This window comes from Salegentibacter maritimus (assembly GCF_016236915.1).
Taxonomy (GTDB): Bacteria; Bacteroidota; Bacteroidia; order Flavobacteriales; family Flavobacteriaceae; genus Salegentibacter; species Salegentibacter maritimus.
In genome coordinates this window covers 1-18,253 of record NZ_JAEHOK010000030.1, presented here as the reverse complement: position 1 = coordinate 18,253, position 18,253 = coordinate 1, and the positions used below count along the sequence as shown (strand labels likewise).

General features: G+C 35.3%; 12 protein-coding genes. 7 read left to right on the top strand and 5 right to left on the bottom strand.

The features are described from left to right. Positions 1–107 precede the first annotated feature (107 nt). On the top strand, positions 108–1,034 hold the full coding sequence (locus I6U49_RS15565; protein WP_198629524.1) for a glycerophosphodiester phosphodiesterase family protein: 927 nt from the start codon (positions 108–110) through the stop codon (positions 1,032–1,034). Between the two features lie 83 nt (positions 1,035–1,117). On the opposite strand, the gene I6U49_RS15560 is transcribed toward I6U49_RS15565, so the two are convergent. From I6U49_RS15560 to I6U49_RS15540, 5 genes are all read right to left on the bottom strand, one after another. Beyond that, complete coding sequence (locus tag I6U49_RS15560; protein ID WP_198629523.1) at positions 1,118–1,792, bottom strand: GDSL-type esterase/lipase family protein; 675 nt, start codon at positions 1,790–1,792, stop codon at positions 1,118–1,120. A gap of 98 nt (positions 1,793–1,890) precedes the next feature. Beyond that, positions 1,891–3,528 carry an alkaline phosphatase PafA gene (gene pafA / locus I6U49_RS15555; protein WP_198629522.1) on the bottom strand — a complete coding sequence of 546 codons (1,638 nt, stop codon included), beginning with the start codon at positions 3,526–3,528 and terminating at the stop codon, positions 1,891–1,893. Between the two features lie 15 nt (positions 3,529–3,543). After that, on the bottom strand, positions 3,544–4,278 hold the full coding sequence (locus I6U49_RS15550; RefSeq protein WP_198629521.1) for an MIP/aquaporin family protein: 735 nt from the start codon (positions 4,276–4,278) through the stop codon (positions 3,544–3,546). A gap of 6 nt (positions 4,279–4,284) precedes the next feature. Next, positions 4,285–5,775 (bottom strand): glycerol kinase GlpK, encoded by a 1,491-nt coding sequence (gene glpK / locus I6U49_RS15545; protein WP_198629520.1) that lies wholly within the window; start codon positions 5,773–5,775, stop codon positions 4,285–4,287. Between the two features lie 2 nt (positions 5,776–5,777). Beyond that, a complete protein-coding gene (locus tag I6U49_RS15540; RefSeq protein ID WP_198629519.1) occupies positions 5,778–7,421 on the bottom strand; it encodes a glycerol-3-phosphate dehydrogenase/oxidase in 1,644 nt (547 codons plus the stop codon). Between the two features lie 386 nt (positions 7,422–7,807). Here I6U49_RS15540 and I6U49_RS15535 point away from each other — a divergent pair, with 386 nt between their 5' ends. The 6 genes from I6U49_RS15535 to I6U49_RS15510 all read left to right on the top strand — a co-directional run. Beyond that, positions 7,808–9,385, top strand: a complete 1,578-nt coding sequence (locus I6U49_RS15535) for a calcineurin-like phosphoesterase C-terminal domain-containing protein (RefSeq protein ID WP_198629518.1) — start codon at positions 7,808–7,810, stop codon at positions 9,383–9,385. Positions 9,386–9,811: 426 nt separating this feature from the next. Further along, positions 9,812–10,549, top strand: coding sequence for an RNA polymerase sigma factor (locus I6U49_RS15530; RefSeq protein WP_198629517.1), 738 nt, complete (start codon positions 9,812–9,814; stop codon positions 10,547–10,549). A 145-nt stretch (positions 10,550–10,694) separates the two neighbouring features. Continuing rightward, on the top strand, positions 10,695–11,735 hold the full coding sequence (locus I6U49_RS15525; RefSeq protein ID WP_198629516.1) for a FecR family protein: 1,041 nt from the start codon (positions 10,695–10,697) through the stop codon (positions 11,733–11,735). A 164-nt stretch (positions 11,736–11,899) separates the two neighbouring features. Further along, on the top strand, positions 11,900–15,250 hold the full coding sequence (locus I6U49_RS15520; RefSeq protein WP_198629515.1) for a TonB-dependent receptor: 3,351 nt from the start codon (positions 11,900–11,902) through the stop codon (positions 15,248–15,250). 10 nt (positions 15,251–15,260) lie between these two features. Beyond that, the gene (locus I6U49_RS15515; RefSeq protein WP_198629514.1) at positions 15,261–16,802 is read left to right on the top strand and encodes a RagB/SusD family nutrient uptake outer membrane protein; all 1,542 of its coding nucleotides are present in this window, start codon (positions 15,261–15,263) and stop codon (positions 16,800–16,802) included. A 112-nt stretch (positions 16,803–16,914) separates the two neighbouring features. Continuing rightward, positions 16,915–18,253, top strand: a 1,339-nt coding sequence (locus tag I6U49_RS15510; RefSeq protein WP_198629313.1) for a Gfo/Idh/MocA family protein, incomplete at its 3' end; no start/stop codon positions are given.

Here is an 18,253-nt window from a genome sequence, read left to right as displayed (position 1 = left end):
AAAAGATTGCTTTTAAACTTCTCTTAATGTGGCCATATTAATGTATTAATCTTATTAACCGGCTAATTGATTTAGCTGATGAATATTAATCAAAATTTCAATAAAAAATGAAAATTACTAAATTGCTGTTATGCTTATTTCTTATATCTTCCTTGAGTTGTAAGAACAAAAATGAAACTAATAAAAATGAGCGTTCTAAAGATGAAATTTCCCAATTAGATGTAGAAGTTCAAGGACATAGGGGAGACCGAGGAAATTTCCCTGAAAATTCTATTCCCGCTTTTCTAAGTGCGGTGAAAAAAGGTGCTGATGTTCTGGAATTGGATGTTGTGGTTTCTAAGGATAAGAAGATTGTTGTTTCTCACGAACCTATTATGTTAGCTTTATATATGTTGACTCCAGAAGGAGATAGTATAGCTAAAGAAGATGAGAAGGATTATAATCTTTATAAAATGGATTATGATAGTATTAAAAAGTTTGATAGCGGCTCCAGAAAAAACCGCTTATTTCCAGATCAAAAGCTTCAAAAGACCTATAAACCTTTATTAAGTGAGGTGATAGATACAGTAGAAAATTATATTAAAGTTAATAATCTTGATGAGGTTAAATATAATATTGAAATTAAATCTTCTAAAAAGAATTACGGGATTTATCAGCCTAATCCAAATGAATTTGTAGACCTGGTAATGAATTTACTGGAAGAAAAAAATATAAAGAATAAGGTTAATCTACAATCGTTTGATGTAAATGTTCTAAAAATTTTAAATGAGAAGTATCCAGATGTTGAACTTGCTTATTTAGTGTCTAAAGAAGGGGTAGATAAGAATTTAAAGAAACTGGGTTTTACTCCAGATATCTACAGTCCTAGCCATAAGCTGCTTAAAAGTAATTTGGTGGTAGATTCTATTAAAGAGCAAAATATGGAATTGATTCCCTGGACCGTAAATGAAGAAAAAGATATAAAAAGAATGTTGGAGTTAGAGGTTGATGGTATTATTACAGATTACCCTGAAAGGGTATTAAATAAAATATAGTTTTAGCCAAATTACCCGGTGAAATTAAAAAAGAGAGGATATAGTCCTCTCTTTTTAATTTGAAATACCGTTGGATTATATTCTTAATTCAAGTAGTCTTGAAGAATTTTTGCCCAGGTTTTATAAGCGGTGGCGTTTAAGTGTAAACCTTCTTCAGTAAATTTTTTGCTTAAGCGGTCTTCTTCATCCAGAAAGTGAGGATGAAGATCAATAAAGTTAACATTATAAGTTTGCGCTAATTTTTCTAACTCCTTGTTAATAGCCAGTATATGTTCATCTTTGTTGTAATGGTTCTTATATCGTGTAAATGTATTATTTACAGGTAAAATACTTTGAATAAATACCTCTGTTTCGGGGCTTCCATTTTTTATTCTATCTATTATTTTTTCATAGTTGGAAACAATTATCTCATCAGGATAATTTCTTGCAATATCATTTATGCCAATAAGGATAAAAACCTTTGCAGGTTCTCCTTCTATAACTTCATCCAATCTTTCCAAAATACCAAAGGTAGTATCACCCGAGATGCCACGATTTTTCGCATTGGGTAGTCCTAACAGTTCACTCCAACTGGTTCCGGCAGTAATGCTGTTGCCTAAAAATATTATATCTTCTTTAGAATTTGGGTAGCTTTCAAATTGATTTACCTGAATATGGTAATTTCTGGGTCTGTGTAAACTATCAATACTAATATTTTGGGAAACCATTGCCGTGGTTGTAAGTAGAAGGATTGCAAGTGAAAAATTTCTAAATTTCATTTTCTATATTTTAAAATTTACATACTTATTTTAGTCTATAACCTATGCCTGGGACTTTGCTAATCTAATATTTTTTAAAGATGCCAGTTAATGTGTATTTATTGATCTAGCATTTTGTGCAAAGGTCTACCGCTAGTTCCGTTGGGAAAGGCAATACCTAAAATACTAGCTACCGTTGGTGCAATGTCTGGGATTTCAGAACGTTCTGTGGTACTTCCTTGTTTTACACCTGCACCAAAAAAGATAAGAGGGGCGTGGGTATCGTAAGTAAGACCGCTACCATGAGTAGAACCGGTTTTGGGGTATACAATAGTCGCAGGATTCAAAACAAAAACCACATCCCCGCTGCGTTTCTGATTAAAACCATTTTGAATTAACCCCCTAATACCACTGCTAAAGTTTGCACCTAAAAGCTGTTTGCGTGTTATAACTTTATCAATTTGCTCTTGCTGAATACAAAACAAGGCTATAGAATTTTGTAATTCTTCACTGCTAATATTGGCTTCTTTAAGTTTTTTATAATTAAAAAATACCTGTCCATTAGAGACATCCTGAATTAAATTGTCTTTGCCAAATTCACTAAACACATGTTTTTTTAGAGCTTGTGTGAATTTTAAATCATTAAAATATCCCCCAGGAATTTTAACCGATTGTAAATAGGAAGGTACATTCACCGCGCCGTGGTCGGCAGTAAGGAATATAGTGTATGCTCCTTTGCCTATATTCTTGTCCAGAAAATTCAATATCTCTGCTATGTTTTTATCCAGGCGTAGATAAGTGTCTTCAATTTCTTTAGAGTTTACCCCAAAATTATGGCCAACATAGTCTGTACTGGAAAAGCTTAAGGTTAAAAAATCAGTAATTTCGTCTTCGCCAAGTTTTTCTCCTTTTATTGCAGCCAGTGCAAAATCGGTGGTTAGATCGTTACCAAAAGGAGTAGCGCTTATAATACCAAAGTTTCCATTCTTGCTACTTAAGGCTTTTAAATTATATGGAAAGGTCGCTTTTTCTTTGCCTTTAAACCCGGCTTCAAAATTGTTTTCGTCTATTCCACTTTCAGTATAAGTTTCTATATCATAAAGTGTATTCCATTCTTTTAGGTAAGATTTAACTTTCCCTGAATCATTGAAATCACGAACCCATTTTGGCAAATCATCTCTATAGAAAGAACTTGTAATGAAACGCCCTTCCTTTCCTCCAGAAAACCAATAAGCAGCATTTGCAGTGTGGCCGGCGGGCAAAATAGAGCCACGATCTTTTAAGGCTACCCCAATTGTTTTTCCCTTCATTTGGGTATGCAGCCTGTTTTGATCGGCTATTGTGGTAGTTTTAAGTAAGACCGGAGACATTTTTCCTGCATCAGAATTAGTTCCAATAGGAGTAACCGAGGCATCATCGGTACAGTATACAGATTCACCTTTTACTTTGTCGAACCAATTATTGCCAATAATACCATGGTTCATAGGGGTAGTTCCGGTCCACACAGAAGCATGCCCCGGTCCTGTATAGGTGGGAACGTAATTAAAATGGTGATTTTTAAAATTATAGCCTTCGCTAACTAGTCGCTTAAAGCCGTTTTCTTCAAATCGTTCCCAAAACCTCGTAAGGTAATCGTATCGCATTTGGTCTACTACGATTCCTACCACCAGTTTAGGTTTTTGGATGTTATTTTGTTGTTGGGCATAATTTTTTGTTATAAATAGGAGGCAAAAAATTAAAAGATACTTAGCTTTCATCTAGAGCGGTTTTATTTAATTATTTAAGAAAAGGTATGCTATTGCTGCTATGGAGGCACCAATTACAGGCCCAATAATGGGAATCCAGGAGTAGTTCCAGTCACTTTTGCATTTATTTTTTATAGGTACCAGAGAATGAACTATTCTCGGTCCTAAATCTCTTGCTGGATTAATAGCATAGCCCGTGGTGCCGCCTAAAGAAAGGCCAATAGCCCACACCAAAAAGGCTACCGGGATTGCTCCCAGTGACCCCATACCTATTGGGGTCTCACTTTCATTTCCCATTACAGGATTTGTGACATAGAATATTACAAATATTAGAGTGAAAGTTCCAATGATTTCACTCAGTAGATTTGAAAACTTATTCCGTATTGCCGGGGCTGTACTAAATGCTGCCAGGTGAAGGTTGGAATTGGTGGTACAATTAAAGTGTTGCCTATAAATAGCCCACACCAAAAAGCTCCCGGCCATTGCTCCCAGCATTTGGGCTCCAATAAATATTGGGGCTTTCTCCCAGGGAAACTCGCCGGCTATAGCTAAGCCTAGTGTAACTGCCGGATTAATATGCGCCCCACTATAGGGCGCAGCAATTACAACGCCCGTAAAGACGGCCAGTGCCCAACCGGTAGTAATAACTATCCAGCCGCTATCATTTCCTTTGGTTCCTTTTAAAACCACGTTGGCTACCACGCCATTTCCCATTAATATTAAGAACATGGTGCCAATAAATTCAGCCGTAAATTCATTCATAATACTTTAATTTTTAGACCAACAATTAGTAGTTTTTACAGCTCGTTGCCAACCATTAAGCATTTCCTGAACAGGAATTTTATCATTCGGATTAAAACTCTCCATAACTTTCCACTTAGATTTAATCTCTTCAATATCCTTCCATATTCCAGCTCCTAAACCTGCTAAATACGCAGCACCCAATGCAGTAGTTTCTGTAGTTTCAGGTCGTAAAATGCGAGTACTCAAAATATCAGCTTGAATTTGCATTAAAAGTGAATTTACAGTGGCTCCTCCATCTACTCTTAATTCTTTAATTTTAATTTCGCTATCGGCTTCCATAGCTTTTACAACATCATAAGTTTGATAAGCTATGCTTTCTAATGAGGCTCTTGCAATATGGCTTTGGTTGCTTCCTCTGGTAATTCCTACAATAGTGCCACGTGCGTGTTGATTCCAGTGTGGTGCACCCAAACCTGCAAAAGCAGGTACAAGATAAAGCCCGTCTGTAGTTTCTACCTGTTCAGCCAATGCTTCAATATCTGCAGCCGAAGAAATCAATCCCATGCCATCACGTAACCATTGTACAACCGCTCCCGCAATAAAAATACTTCCCTCAAAAGCGTAATTTACTTTATCACCTATTTTCCAGGCGATGGTAGTTATTAATTTATTTTTTGAAATTATGGGCTGGTCACCAATATTCATTAATAAAAAACATCCGGTACCATACGTATTTTTTGCCATTCCTTTCTCGGTACACATTTGGCCAAATAGGGCGGCGTGTTGATCTCCGGCAATACCGGTGATAGGAATTTTTTTTGAAAAAATTTCTCCGGAGGTCTCAGAAAGTTTACCACTGGAATCACAAACTTTAGGAAGCATGCTTTTTGGGATTTCAAATAACTCCAATAACTCTTCATCCCAGTCTAAAGTGTGAATATTAAAAAGTAAGGTTCTTGATGCATTGGTTACATCGGTTAGGTGATCTTTACCATTGGTTAAATTCCAAACAAGCCACGAATCAACAGTACCCAATGCCAATTTGCCGGCTTTTGCTTTTTCTTTCGCATCTACAACGTTTTCGAGTATCCACCTAACTTTGGTTGCCAGGAAGTAAGCATCTAATACCAAGCCTGTTTTTTGTTGTACCATTGCTTCGTGCCCTTCAATTTTTAAAGCATCGCAGTAATCTGAAGTTCTTCTATCTTGCCATACAATAGCATTATATATGGGGGCTCCGGTTTCACGATCCCAAACTACGGTGGTTTCCCTTTGGTTGGTTATCCCTATTGCATGAATATCATCTGATTTCAATTTAGCCTTAGAAACAACTTCGGCTGCAACACTAATTTGTGATGACCAAATCTCATCGGGATCATGTTCTACCCAGCCTGGTTTGGGAAAGATTTGTTTAAACTCTTTTTGCGCAACGGAAATTGGATTCCCATGTTCGTTAAATACTATTGCCCTGGAGCTCGTGGTACCCTGGTCAAATGATAATATATGTTTTTTCATATTTACTTGGTTTCTATTTCTTTAGATTTTGGTTTTACTGGATTATAGGGTTCGGGCAGGTATTTTTGTGCCATTTTAATGAAGTTTTTTGTTTGATGATCTATCCAGGATGTATCTCTCCCTAAAACATCAGCCATGATTTTAGCTGTTTCTTCTGCAGCATCAATAGCCGCCCTGGCATTCAAAAATAATAATCGAGTTCTTCTGGCTAAAAAATCTTCGATAGTCCTTGCCATTTCTTTTCTGGCAGCCCAAACTACCTCTGCTTTTATAACTGGAAATTCCGGGTGAAGTCGTTCTTGTAATTTTGGTTCATCTTTGGCTAATTTCATTATTAATTCTGCATCACTTCCGTAAATGTCTAAATAATTTCCAGTTACCTTCCGGGTAGCACCATGTATTTTTAAATGATCTGTTTTGCTGGGTGTGTTTTTTAAATTTCCAGTTTCAATGGCTAAATCTACGGTATCTTCAGCCATTTTACGATAAGTAGTCCATTTGCCACCTGTAATGGTAACAAGCTTAGATCTGGAAACGGTTAATTTATGATCTCGGGAGATTTCTTTTGTGCCTTTGTCTTTACTGGGCTGTACCAATGGTCTAAGACCTGCAAAGACACTTAAAATATCTTTCTTTGATGGTTTTTTTGCAAGATATTCTTCAAGGTTGTTTAGAATAAAATCTATTTCGCTATCAAGAGCACTAGGTTCAAGAAGATGGTGCTCTACCGGGGTATCAGTAGTTCCTACAAGAAGATGTTCATGCCAGGGAAGAGCAAATAATACCCTGCCATCTGAAGTGGAGGGGATCATAAGGGCGTGATCACTCTTCATAAAAGATTTATCAAGAACAAGGTGAATTCCCTGGCTTGCTTTAACTAATGGGGTTTTTGAAGAATCGTTCATTTTAAGAATATTATCCACAAAAACTCCCGTTGCATTGACAACAACTTTCGATTTGAGATTATATGAATTACCGGTTTCGATATCTTTTGCTTTTACACCGGTAATTTTTTTATCTTCATCCTTAGATAGTGCGGTTACTTCAAAATAATTCAGAAGGTCTGCTCCCTGCTCTGCGGCGCTTTGCGCTAAATTTATAGCTAGGCGTGTGTCATCAAACTGGCCGTCGAAATAAAGCACCCCTCCATTAAGGCTTTCTGTATTTAAATTTGGTAAATGAAGTAAAGTTTCCTCTCTACTTAGGAACTTGGTTTTCTGAAACCTTAGGCTTTTTGCCATCCAATCATAAATTTTTAGTCCAATTCCATAGTAATACTTATCCCAGGCTTTATAGCTTGGAATTATAAATGGAAGCATTTTTACTAGATGAGGAGCATTTTTAATCATAAGGCCCCTTTCTTTTAATGCGTCCATAACCAAACCCAAATTTCCTTGTGCAAGATATCTTACACCGCCATGTACCAGTTTGGTGCTTCTGCTGGAAGTTCCGTTTGCAAAGTCTGCTTGCTCTAAAAGTAATGTTTTTAAACCTCTGGAACTTGCGTCGAGAGCAGTGCCAAGACCTGTAGCCCCGCCACCAATAATTATAACATCCCAGATTGTAGAAGGGCTTAGTTTAGAAAGTATATGGTCTCTTTTAAAAGAATTATTCTCTGAATTCTCACAGGTATTTGTCTTTTTCATTCTTTGTTTGACTAAAATTCTGTTTCAAATATATTATCAAAAAGAAACTAAAACAAACAAAAAGTAATTTTTTATGCTTATTTTTGATTTTAAATTATTTTGTTTGTTTATTTGATGAAAGTTAAGGTTGATAATAGATATTAATCTGAAAAGATATTCTACGGAAGCTTTGAGGTTATTTTTTTCATTTGTTTTAGCGTTAAAGTAAAAGTGGTTGAAAAAAGAATGGTTGAAAAGGCTTTTTGAAATTGTTTCAGGGATCCCGAAAGTTACCTTTTCTATTGAGTGACCGGAAGTGGCTTTGGAAGATATAACCTTTTAATCACGTTCTATAAACAATAGGAATAAGTTTAAAACTGAAATTTACACCTCCAAAATATTTTAATATGAAAAAAATAAAACTTATTACTTGTTTACTATTAACCATTCCGGGATTTCTGGCTGCTCAAAATGCTACCGGAAAGATCTTTGAGGATAAAAACCGGAATGGAAAGTTAGATTCAAATGAATCAGGAATTCCAAATGTGTCTGTAACCAATGGGGAGGATGTGGTGCTAACCAACGAAAAAGGTGAATATAAGTTACCCGCATCTAACGATTTTATTATCTCTGTGATAAAACCTTCTGGATATAATTATCCGGTAGATGAAAATAACTTACCACTATTTTACTACAACCATAAACCTAAAGGCTCGCCTAATTTGCGATATGCCGGAGTGGAAGTTACAGGTGATTTGCCACAAGAGTTGAATTTCCCTTTGATTAAGAATGAAAAAGAAAAGGAAAATTTTTCGGCATTGATATTTGGTGATCCGCAAATGTACAATGAAGCTCAGGTGGCTTATTTTGAAAAGGGATTAATCTCGGAGGTGAAGAGAAATAAAAATATAGTATTTGGTATTTCATTGGGTGACCTTGTAGGAGATGATTTAGATTTATTTGATCCTTACATCAATGCTGTAAGTAAGCTGGATTTGCCCTGGTATAATGTTATAGGTAATCATGACTTAAACTTTGATGTAGACAGGGATGAGGATAGTGATGAAACCTTTGAAAAGTATTTTGGACCTCCTAATTATGCTTTTAATTATGGAAAGGTTCATTTTATTGTATTAGACGATATACTGTATCCAGATCCACGAGATAATAAAGGATATTGGGGTGGCTTTAGGGAAGATCAGCTTAATTTTATTGAAAATGATTTAAAACACGTCCCTAAAGATCATTTAATTGTTATTTCGGTACACATACCTTTTAGTGAGCCCAAAGGCGATGTTTTTAGAGATGAAGATAGGCAGCGGCTTTTTGAAATACTTAAAGATTTTACAAATACCCTTTCTCTCTCGGCCCACACCCACATTCAAAGACAGGATTATTTTAAAAAAGAAGATGGTTGGTTAGGAGAAAAGCCTCACCATCATTTTAATGTAGGAACAACCAGTGGAGACTGGTATTCTGGAAAATTAAACGATAAAGGTGTTCCAATTTCAACTATGCGTGATGGTACACCCAAAGGTTATGCGATTATAAATTTTGAGGAGAATAAATATACTATAGATTATCAAGTGGCAGGAGAGTCGGAAGATTATAGAATGCAAATATTTTCTCCCAAAGTGGTGGCCAAAGATAAAAATACCAAAGCGGGAATTTTTGTTAATTATTTTATGGGAAGCGAAAATGACAAAGTAGAATACCGGGTTGATGATGGAAAATGGTCTAGGATGAAGTATGTGGAAGAATATGATCCCACGTATGTAGCTATGGTTTACGAATGGGATTTAACCGAAGAGCTTTTTTCAGGTAGACGTCCTTCAAATCCTGTAAAGAGCAAACATCTTTGGCGTGGTAAGATACCAACAAAATTGGCCGAGGGAGTACATACCATAGAAGTAAGAGTTGAAGATATGTTTGGAAGAATATTTACTGAGACCCACGAATATAAAGTTGTTTCTGATAAAAAATAATAAATATTAAAAGATTGTTTTGAGTAAACTTAATAATTTCAGATCATAAGATTCTGAAATTATTAAGTTTTTTTATTTTTAGAATCTATCATTTTTCTTTAAGAACACTGTATCCTTAATAGCTATTTCTAAATATATTCACGTTAGCTTATTTCTTGTGGTTTCGGGGTTATTGTTGTGAAAAAATGTTAATTTATCTTGAAAATAATTTACATTATATAAAAATATGGTTACGATTGATAATTTGGTAATATAGAAATAATTGTTAATTTCGGTCGGTTCAATTTTTTGTTTTCTGTAATTAATTTTATTGTTTTTTTTAAAGTTGAGACCAGAATTAGTTACTACTTGAAATCATTAAATATTCTTTGTTGGACAGATTATACTATTCTTAAGATTTTTAATAATTAAAGGATTAAATTAAAAATGGAATACATTGAAGGAAAGAGGATATTTAAGGATGAAGTTGATGAGCACTTCAGTGTGTATTTAAATGATTTTAATAGTAGAGAGAAGAAAAAATCTCGCCGTGTTATAGACTGTAAACACTCTTCAGGGGTAAGCTCGAGCGTTAACCCAGAAAAGGTAGAAGACTTAGCTTTTTTATTCTGGGAAAAGATCAAGAGAGGAGATATGGACGCTTTAGGGCAGTTGTACGACCTTTATGTAGATGAGTTATTTCTGTATGGAATGGAAAAGGTTCAAGACAAAATTCGCGTTATGGACGCTATTCATGATCTTTTTGTCGATTTATATAAATATCGTAACAGTATAGCCTCTCCTTCTAATGTTAAGTATTATTTGTTGAGATCGCTGAAGCGAAAAGTATATAGAAAACAGTCTTCCAAAAAGTGTATAAATTTACAAGACTCCTTTTTTGAGAAAAAAACAGTGGCAACTGAATTATCTTATGAAGAGAAAATCATTGAAGGGGAGTATTCAAAAGAAAAAAAAGATAAATTAAAATTGGCCTTAACATTTCTTACAAAGAGGCAACAAAAAGCATTACATTTAAGATTTACTGAAAACAAGCCATATAATGAAATTGCCAATACTATGAATATTAGTATTGCAACCTCCAGAACATTGGTCTACCGTGCAATATTAGTGCTTAAAAAGCATTGCATTTCACTTTTTTTAACTGTCTCAGGTATATTTATTTAAAAAAAACTTAAAAATTTTGTCTATATATTATAAGTATGGTGCTTATGTATATATAGGCCTCTATTTACTTTTCTTATAGGAAAGAATACTGTCTAATATTCTGGCTAAAACCTTATTAATTGAAAGTCAGATTAATTTCATTTTAATGAACGAGAAAGAAAAAAAAGAATTAAGAGCCAGAATTATTACATCTGCTTATGCCTATAAAACAAGAAGGAAAAGATTTTTTTATAGCATATCAATAGCAGCGTCTATATTGCTAATAGTTACTTTAGGTTTTTATAAATACAATCTCTCAGAATCCTCTATTGCAAAATTTGCGGAATCTTCAGGAGACATAAGTATAGAAAGTGAAAGCACACAAGATGTACAGTTATTTTTAAGTGGAAATAAAAAGGTGGTAATACAAAGTAATAATTCAAGTATTGCTTATCAAACTGGAGGAGGGGAAATAAATATAGCTGACTCTTTGGGGAAGAGACAGGAAGTTACTTTAGATAATTCCAATGAGTTTAATACACTAATAGTTCCCTATGGTAAACGATCTAATATAAAATTATCAGATGGAACAATGGTTTGGTTAAATTCTGGCTCGAAACTGACTTACCCCGCTACTTTTAAAGCTAAGAACAGAGAGGTGTTCTTAATAGGAGAAGCAATTTTTGATGTTGCACATAATGCAAAACATCCTTTTAAAGTACTATCTAAAGGGCATACCATTGAAGTGCTAGGTACCGTTTTTAATGTTAGTAATTATCCTGAGGATAAAGATATTAAAACGGTACTTAAAAGTGGAAGTGTAGAAATTAGCTATAAATCAAATTCCTTTTTTAAATCAGAGGAAAGAACAAAAATTACACCGGGTACCATGGCTGTGTATAATAAAGCCAGCCCAAAGGTGAATACCAAAAATGTAGAGGTAGAAAATTATTTTTCCTGGAGAGAAGGTGTTTTAATATTTAAGAATAATAGCCTGAAACATATCATGGGAAAATTAGGAAGGTACTATAATGTGGATATTGAATTTCAGGAGCAGTATATGGAAAGCGAAACTTTCTCGGGCTACTTAGATTTAAAAGATTCGGTAGAAGGAGTATTAAAAACCTTGCAGAATGCAACCAACTTTAATTATAAGATTAAAGAAAACGGATTAATAACAATTAATAAACTGGAAAATATGGAATGAAAATAACAAAGAAAGCCATAAGATGCGCCAACATCTTATGGCCGGTCAGTTAACTTACTTATGTAGAATAAAATAAACTAACGAAAAACAAAATTATGAATAAAAATGAAAGATTTAGGTCATGTTTTGATTTAAATAACTTTACACGAAACTTAGTAAAAATTATGCGTGTACTATTAATCCTAATAGGATTGGGGCTTGGTTCCTCTTATGCTAATTCTTCCTACAGCCAGACTAAAATAGATATTGCCCTTACGGATGCAAACCTAATTGAATTTTTTGAAGAAATTCAGGCTAACACCGAATTTGTGTTTTTTTACAAAGATGATATCTTACAAGAGAATTTACGGATTTCTGTGAGCTTAAAAAAGGCTTCCCTGGAGAACATTTTAAAAAGTGCTTTTAGCAATACCAGTCTTGATTATAAAATCTCAGATAAACAAGTGGTTGTAAAAAAACTAGCACAAAAATCTAATAGGTTACCCAGTATAAATAGCGAAAATCAACAAGAAACCCTTACAGTTACCGGTACTGTTACGGAGGCTAAAACCGGAATGCCTGTTCCGGCTGCGAATATTTTGGAAATAGGAACTTCTAATGGCGTAATGACAGATTTTGATGGGAATTATTCTATAGATGTACCTAAAGATGCTGTTTTAAAAGTTAGCTATATAGGTTATGCCCCAAAGGAAATTCAGGTAAACAACCGTAGCGAAATCGATATCGTATTAGAAGAGGACGCTGCGGCATTAGATGAAGTGGTAGTAGTTGGGTATGGAACTCAGAAGAGAGAAAATCTTACTGGGGCACTATCTTCAATGGATTTTGACGAAACCATTGAGAACCGGCCAGTAACAGATGCATCTCAAGCCCTTTCGGGGAAAATGTCAGGTGTATGGGTGAGTCAAAATTCGGGATTACCCGGGGAAGATGCTTCAACTATAAGAATTAGGGGGATAGGTACTTTAAATAATTCCAGTCCTCTAGTGCTTATTAATGGGGTAGAAGGAAAACTCTCTGAAATTAATCCAAATGATATTGAATCAATAACAGTATTAAAAGATGCAGCCTCTGCTGCAATTTATGGAAGTAGAGCTGCTAATGGAGTTGTTTTGGTTAAAACAAAGCAAGGCACTGGGGGAGAGGCTCAAATTAGTTATAACGGATATTTCGGTTTACAGCAGATAGGAAGAAAATATGATTTAATTACTAACAGTGCTGAATATATGGACATATGGAATATTGCTGTCACCAATTCTGGAGGAGATCCCTTATTTCCACAAGATGTTATCGAGGGGTTTCGTACCGGTGATGATCAATATAGATACCCAAATACAAATTATCTGGAAGAGATTTTTAGAACATCACCTATCACAGAGCATAATGTATCAATTCGTGGAGGATCTGAAAAAAGTAATTACTATTTATCCTTTAATTTTAGAGATCAGGAAGGTATAGTTAGAAATACGAATTCAGAAAAATACGGCATAAACCTGTCACTTTCCAATCAAGTTAAGGATTGGTTAAAAGTAGAGGGTAATGTTCAGGCAAGTAGAAAAAAGTACGAAAGTCCTTATGATGAAATTTCACGTGCGTTATATTTAACGATGAATGGTCATCCTTTTAGTTCACCTTATAACAGTAATGGTGAATTTGGAGCTACTCAAGCTATTTATGAGCAAGGTGAGAATGCTGGAAAACCAATAGTCGATACCCGAAACCCATTTCCGGACTTATTTAATGGTAAAACCTTGAATGTGGTTAACTATCTGAACGTTAGTGGTAAAGTGGAGGTGAGCTTGTCTCCATATTTAAAATTTAACTCTACGATTAATGGTCAAGTCACAAATGGGATAACTGACAGATATAATGAGTTGAACTATGCCTATACTGAAGATGGATTTAGAACTTTACCTCTGGATTACGAACAAACTATTACAAATCAAAGAAATAATAGTAATGAGTTCTATTGGGTGAATTTTAATACAATTAATTTTGACAAGACATATAATGAGGTTCATAATTTTTCGTCCATTTTGGGAATGCAAGTAGAATCAAATGAGATTAAAACTACAGGTGCGCAAAAATCTGACCCTCCTAAAGAAGGAATACATCAAGTTGATGCCGCTACTTCAAATGCGATCGCCAATGGTAATCGAACAGAATGGAAAATGCTTTCTTACTTTGGTAGAATTAATTATAATTTTGATCAGAAATATTTGTTTGAGGCCAATTTAAGGGCCGATGCTTCTTCACGATTTAGAAAAGGAAATAAATGGGGCGTGTTCCCTTCGTTTTCAGCGGGATGGAATATCAGTAAGGAGGACTTTTTTAATATTACTAGTATTGATAGGTTGAAGCTTAGAGCATCCTGGGGAGAGCTGGGGAATCAAAATATTAACTTAATTGCTGGTAATTACCCTTATTTGACTACAGTTACACAGAGTAATGGAACCAGTTATAATTTTCAAAATCAATTTGTACCAGGTACCGCTATTACTGAATTAGTGGATAGGGATATTTCATGGGAAACTACTAAATCAATAGACATTGGTTTAGAAGCGACCTTCCTTGACAATAGAATTAGCTTTGAAGCCGATTACTTTAACAAATTGACAGAAGATATTTTAGTGCGCCTTCCTGTTCCATTAATTCTTGGTGGTGTTTCTTCTCCCATCCAAAATATTGGGGAAATGAGAAATGAAGGAGTAGAGCTCCTGTTGAACTATCAGTCTCATACCTATGAGAAAGATTGGACTTATAATATTGGTGGTAATATTTCATTTATAGAGAATAAGGTAGAAAGATTCTTAGATGATTCTCCTGATCAATTATACCTAATTAGAGAAGGTTTTTCGTATAACACTTTATATGGCTTAAATGCAATAGGGGTTTATCAATCTGAACAGGAAATTGCCGAACATATCCCTCAAAACAGTTATCAACCTAAACCGGGAGATTTGAAATATGATGATTTAAATGGAGATCAAAAGATAGATTATCGTGATAAGAAAGTAATGGGAAATACGGTCCCTAAGATTACTTATGGTTTAAGTTTAGGAACTTCCTACAAAAACTGGAATATTAATATGGTAGCGCAAGGTATCGCTGATGTTTCGTCTTATACTCAAAATGCCTGGACGGAACCACTTGGAATCTCAGGTGGTTCAATTACTAAAAGATGGAGAAATGCGTGGACTGAAGATAGTCCCAGTTCTTCGCTGCCTAGTATTAAAGTAAATGATACCTGGAATAGAAGACAGTCATCTTTTTGGGTGAGTGATCTTTCTTATTTAAAGATTAAGAATATACAACTTAGTTATGATGTATCTAAATCTATTATGGATGATTTAGGCTTGAAATCGGCAACGGCATATATGAATATGTCTAACGTATATACTTTTGTTAATAATGATTATGAAGGTTTTGATCCGGAAAGGAGCACCTTTGACTCTGGAGGCTATGTTTATCCAGCCCCCCGAATTATGACAATTGGACTAAATATTAACTTTTAAAATATTACAGATGAAAATCTTGAAGTTTAAATATATTCAAATTTTACTATTCTTGAGTGTAATGAGTTCTTGTACAGATGATTTTGTTAGTGTACTGCCAGATGATAGAATAGTACAGGAAAATTTTTGGCAAAATGAAGATGATGCGGTGATGGCCCTATATGGTATTTATAATGTATTACAGGATAGGTATATTTATGGATATGGAGGAGGAGAAGATGCCATGAGTCCCAATGCATTCCAATGGGCTCATTGGGAAGGTAAGCATATGCAGGTTGGAAACGGTACTATACAGCCAAGTGATGGAGGCATAGTTGCTGGAAGATGGACTGATGCATATAGGGGGATTAACCGTGTAAATTCATTTCTAGCCAATATAGATAGGGTAGATATGGATGTAAAGGATAAGGAAACCATGAAAGGTGAAGCATACTTTCTTAGAGGTGTTTTTTATTCATTATTGGTAAATACTTATGGAGGGGTGCCGTTAATTTTAGAGCCAATATCGGTTGAGGAAGCAAGGACACTTAGTAGATCAACTAAAGAAGAAAGTTGGAATCAGGTTCATTCAGACTATGATATGGCAATATCCTTACTTCCAACTAATGCAGAAGTTAAAGGCAGGGCCACTTTAGGAGCAGCTTTAGGTATGAAAATGCGTGCTTTTTTATATCAGAGTGAATGGGAGCAGGTTATTGAATATGCCGATAAAGTAATTGCCTTAGGAGAATATGATTTATTTCCAAGTTATGAGGGGTTATTTCATCTGGATAATGAAAATAACGTAGAAGTTATTTTTGATGTACAGTTTATGGATGGCCCATTTTCCCAGGGCAGTATTTTTGATAGATACTGGCAACCTCAGAATTTAGAAAACGGTGTTTCCGGTTCTAATTCTGTAGCACCCATTCAGGATTTAGTTGATGCATATGAGATGATTGATGGTACAAATATAAATCCAGATAAACCATTTGAAAACCGAGATCCACGACTTGACTTTACAATTTTAAGACCAGGAGCATATTTTCAGGATCAACTATATCCAGATGAAATTCAGAATCATACAGGGCAAAAGGTAGGTTATGGTATTAGAAAGTATACCATTGAGGATAAACAAATAGTACCTACCCAATCTCCACTGAATTTTATAGTCTTACGGTATGCTGATATACTACTTTCAAAAGCCGAAGCATTGATTGAAGGCGAAGAAAAAAATATCCCTAAGGCTATAGAATTGATCAATAGAATAAGAACTGAAAGAAATGATGTCAATATGTATTCAATTAATGCGAATTTAGATTTTACGGAAGCTAGAGAATTGTTAAGACACGAAAGAAGGATTGAATTTGCATTGGAAGGATTGTATTGGTCTGACATAAAGAGGTGGGAAATTGGAAATAAAGTTTATCCCATAGAAGTAAGGGGAGGTTCTAATGAACTAATTGAAGTTAAATTTGAAGATGGTTATAATCTAGAAGGAGATCAATATCTTCCTCTTCCTGATAGTGAACTTTCTTTAAACCCGAATCTTGAACAGAACCCAGGTTACTAAACTTGAAGTAATCACTAAAAGAGTTTATATGACTTAAAATAGGCCGTTATATATTCTATACGTATAACGGTCTACTTTTTTAAGTGTTTTATAGTTTTAAAATTTATATAGTATGAAAAATAACAGACGTTCCTTTATTAAGAATTTAGGAATAGTGGGCGCAACTGCGGCCGTAATCCCGTCCAGTTTTGCTGCAGAAGCGAAAGAAGTAAATTTATTGAATAGAGCTGCAAAAACTTCAACAAACAAAGTTCTTAAAATCGCTTTAATTGGCGCCGGGGGAATGGGTGTTGCCGATACCAATACGGCATTAAAACACGAGAATATAGAACTTGTGGCCGTATGTGATTTATACGATGGGCGTTTAGAAGATGCTAAAAAACGTTGGGGCAGCAGTTTGTTCCTTACCAAAGATTATAAAGAAGTGCTAAACCGCAGTGATATTGACGCGGTAATAATTGGCACCCCCGATTTTTGGCACAAAAAAATGAGTGTTGATGCGCTTAATGCAGGTAAACACGTGTACTGTGAAAAACCAATGGTACATAGTGTAGAAGAAGGAAACGATATCATAAAAGCCTGGAAGAAATCTGGAAAAATCTACATGGTAGGTAGCCAGGGAATGTCTTCTTTGGGTAATGAAAAGGCCAGAGAACTATTGGCAGCTGGTGCTATAGGAACGCTTAATTATGCTGAAGGCTTTTGGGCCAGGAATTCGGCCTTGGGTGCCTGGCAGTATCCAATCCCCAAAGATGCCTCTACCCAAACCGTAGATTGGGAGAAGTATACTTCTATAAGCAAAGACATGCCTTTTGACCCTTTAAGGTTCTTTAGATGGAGAAATTACCTTGACTACGGTACGGGTATGGCCGGCGACCTATTTGTGCATTTATTCTCCAGTCTTCATTTTATTACCAATTCGTATGGCCCCAATAAAATTGCGGCAACCGGTGGATTGCGCCACTGGGATGACGGGCGTGAAGTACCGGATGTACTTTTAGGAATGTTTGATTACCCCGATACAAAACAACACCCGGCATTTAACCTTTCCTTGCGTTGTAATTTTGTTGACGGTACCAGCGGAAGTACTTTCTTAAAACTGGTAGGAAGTAAGGGTTCTATGGACATAGGTTGGGATAACCTTATCTTAAGGCGTAATGCCGGTGGAGGAAGTGATGATCCTTTCCTGGCAGAAAAAGCAAAAGAAAATTCAGGCAGGCCAGATCGTAAAAAACTGGTTCCACCTTTAGAAACCGTTTACCGGGCAGAAGATGGCTACAAAGGAGCGCATTATGACCATTTTGCCAATTTCTTTATGGCAATTCGTGAAAATGGCTCGGTAGCCCAAGATCCTGCTTTTGGGTTCCGTGCAGCCGCACCGGCTTTATTATGTAATGAAAGCTATAAAAAGAATGAATTTATAAACTGGGATCCGGAAAAAATGAAATTAG

Coding starts and splice junctions, on each gene's coding strand:
- I6U49_RS15565 (WP_198629524.1), top strand. CDS start 108: ATGAAAATTACTAAATTGCTGTTATGCTTATTTCTTATATCTTCCTTG.
- I6U49_RS15560 (WP_198629523.1), bottom strand. CDS start 1,792: ATGAAATTTAGAAATTTTTCACTTGCAATCCTTCTACTTACAACCACG.
- pafA (WP_198629522.1), bottom strand. CDS start 3,528: ATGAAAGCTAAGTATCTTTTAATTTTTTGCCTCCTATTTATAACAAAA.
- I6U49_RS15550 (WP_198629521.1), bottom strand. CDS start 4,278: ATGAATGAATTTACGGCTGAATTTATTGGCACCATGTTCTTAATATTA.
- glpK (WP_198629520.1), bottom strand. CDS start 5,775: ATGAAAAAACATATATTATCATTTGACCAGGGTACCACGAGCTCCAGG.
- I6U49_RS15540 (WP_198629519.1), bottom strand. CDS start 7,421: ATGAAAAAGACAAATACCTGTGAGAATTCAGAGAATAATTCTTTTAAA.
- I6U49_RS15535 (WP_198629518.1), top strand. CDS start 7,808: ATGAAAAAAATAAAACTTATTACTTGTTTACTATTAACCATTCCGGGA.
- I6U49_RS15530 (WP_198629517.1), top strand. CDS start 9,812: ATGGAATACATTGAAGGAAAGAGGATATTTAAGGATGAAGTTGATGAG.
- I6U49_RS15525 (WP_198629516.1), top strand. CDS start 10,695: ATGAACGAGAAAGAAAAAAAAGAATTAAGAGCCAGAATTATTACATCT.
- I6U49_RS15520 (WP_198629515.1), top strand. CDS start 11,900: ATGCGTGTACTATTAATCCTAATAGGATTGGGGCTTGGTTCCTCTTAT.
- I6U49_RS15515 (WP_198629514.1), top strand. CDS start 15,261: ATGAAAATCTTGAAGTTTAAATATATTCAAATTTTACTATTCTTGAGT.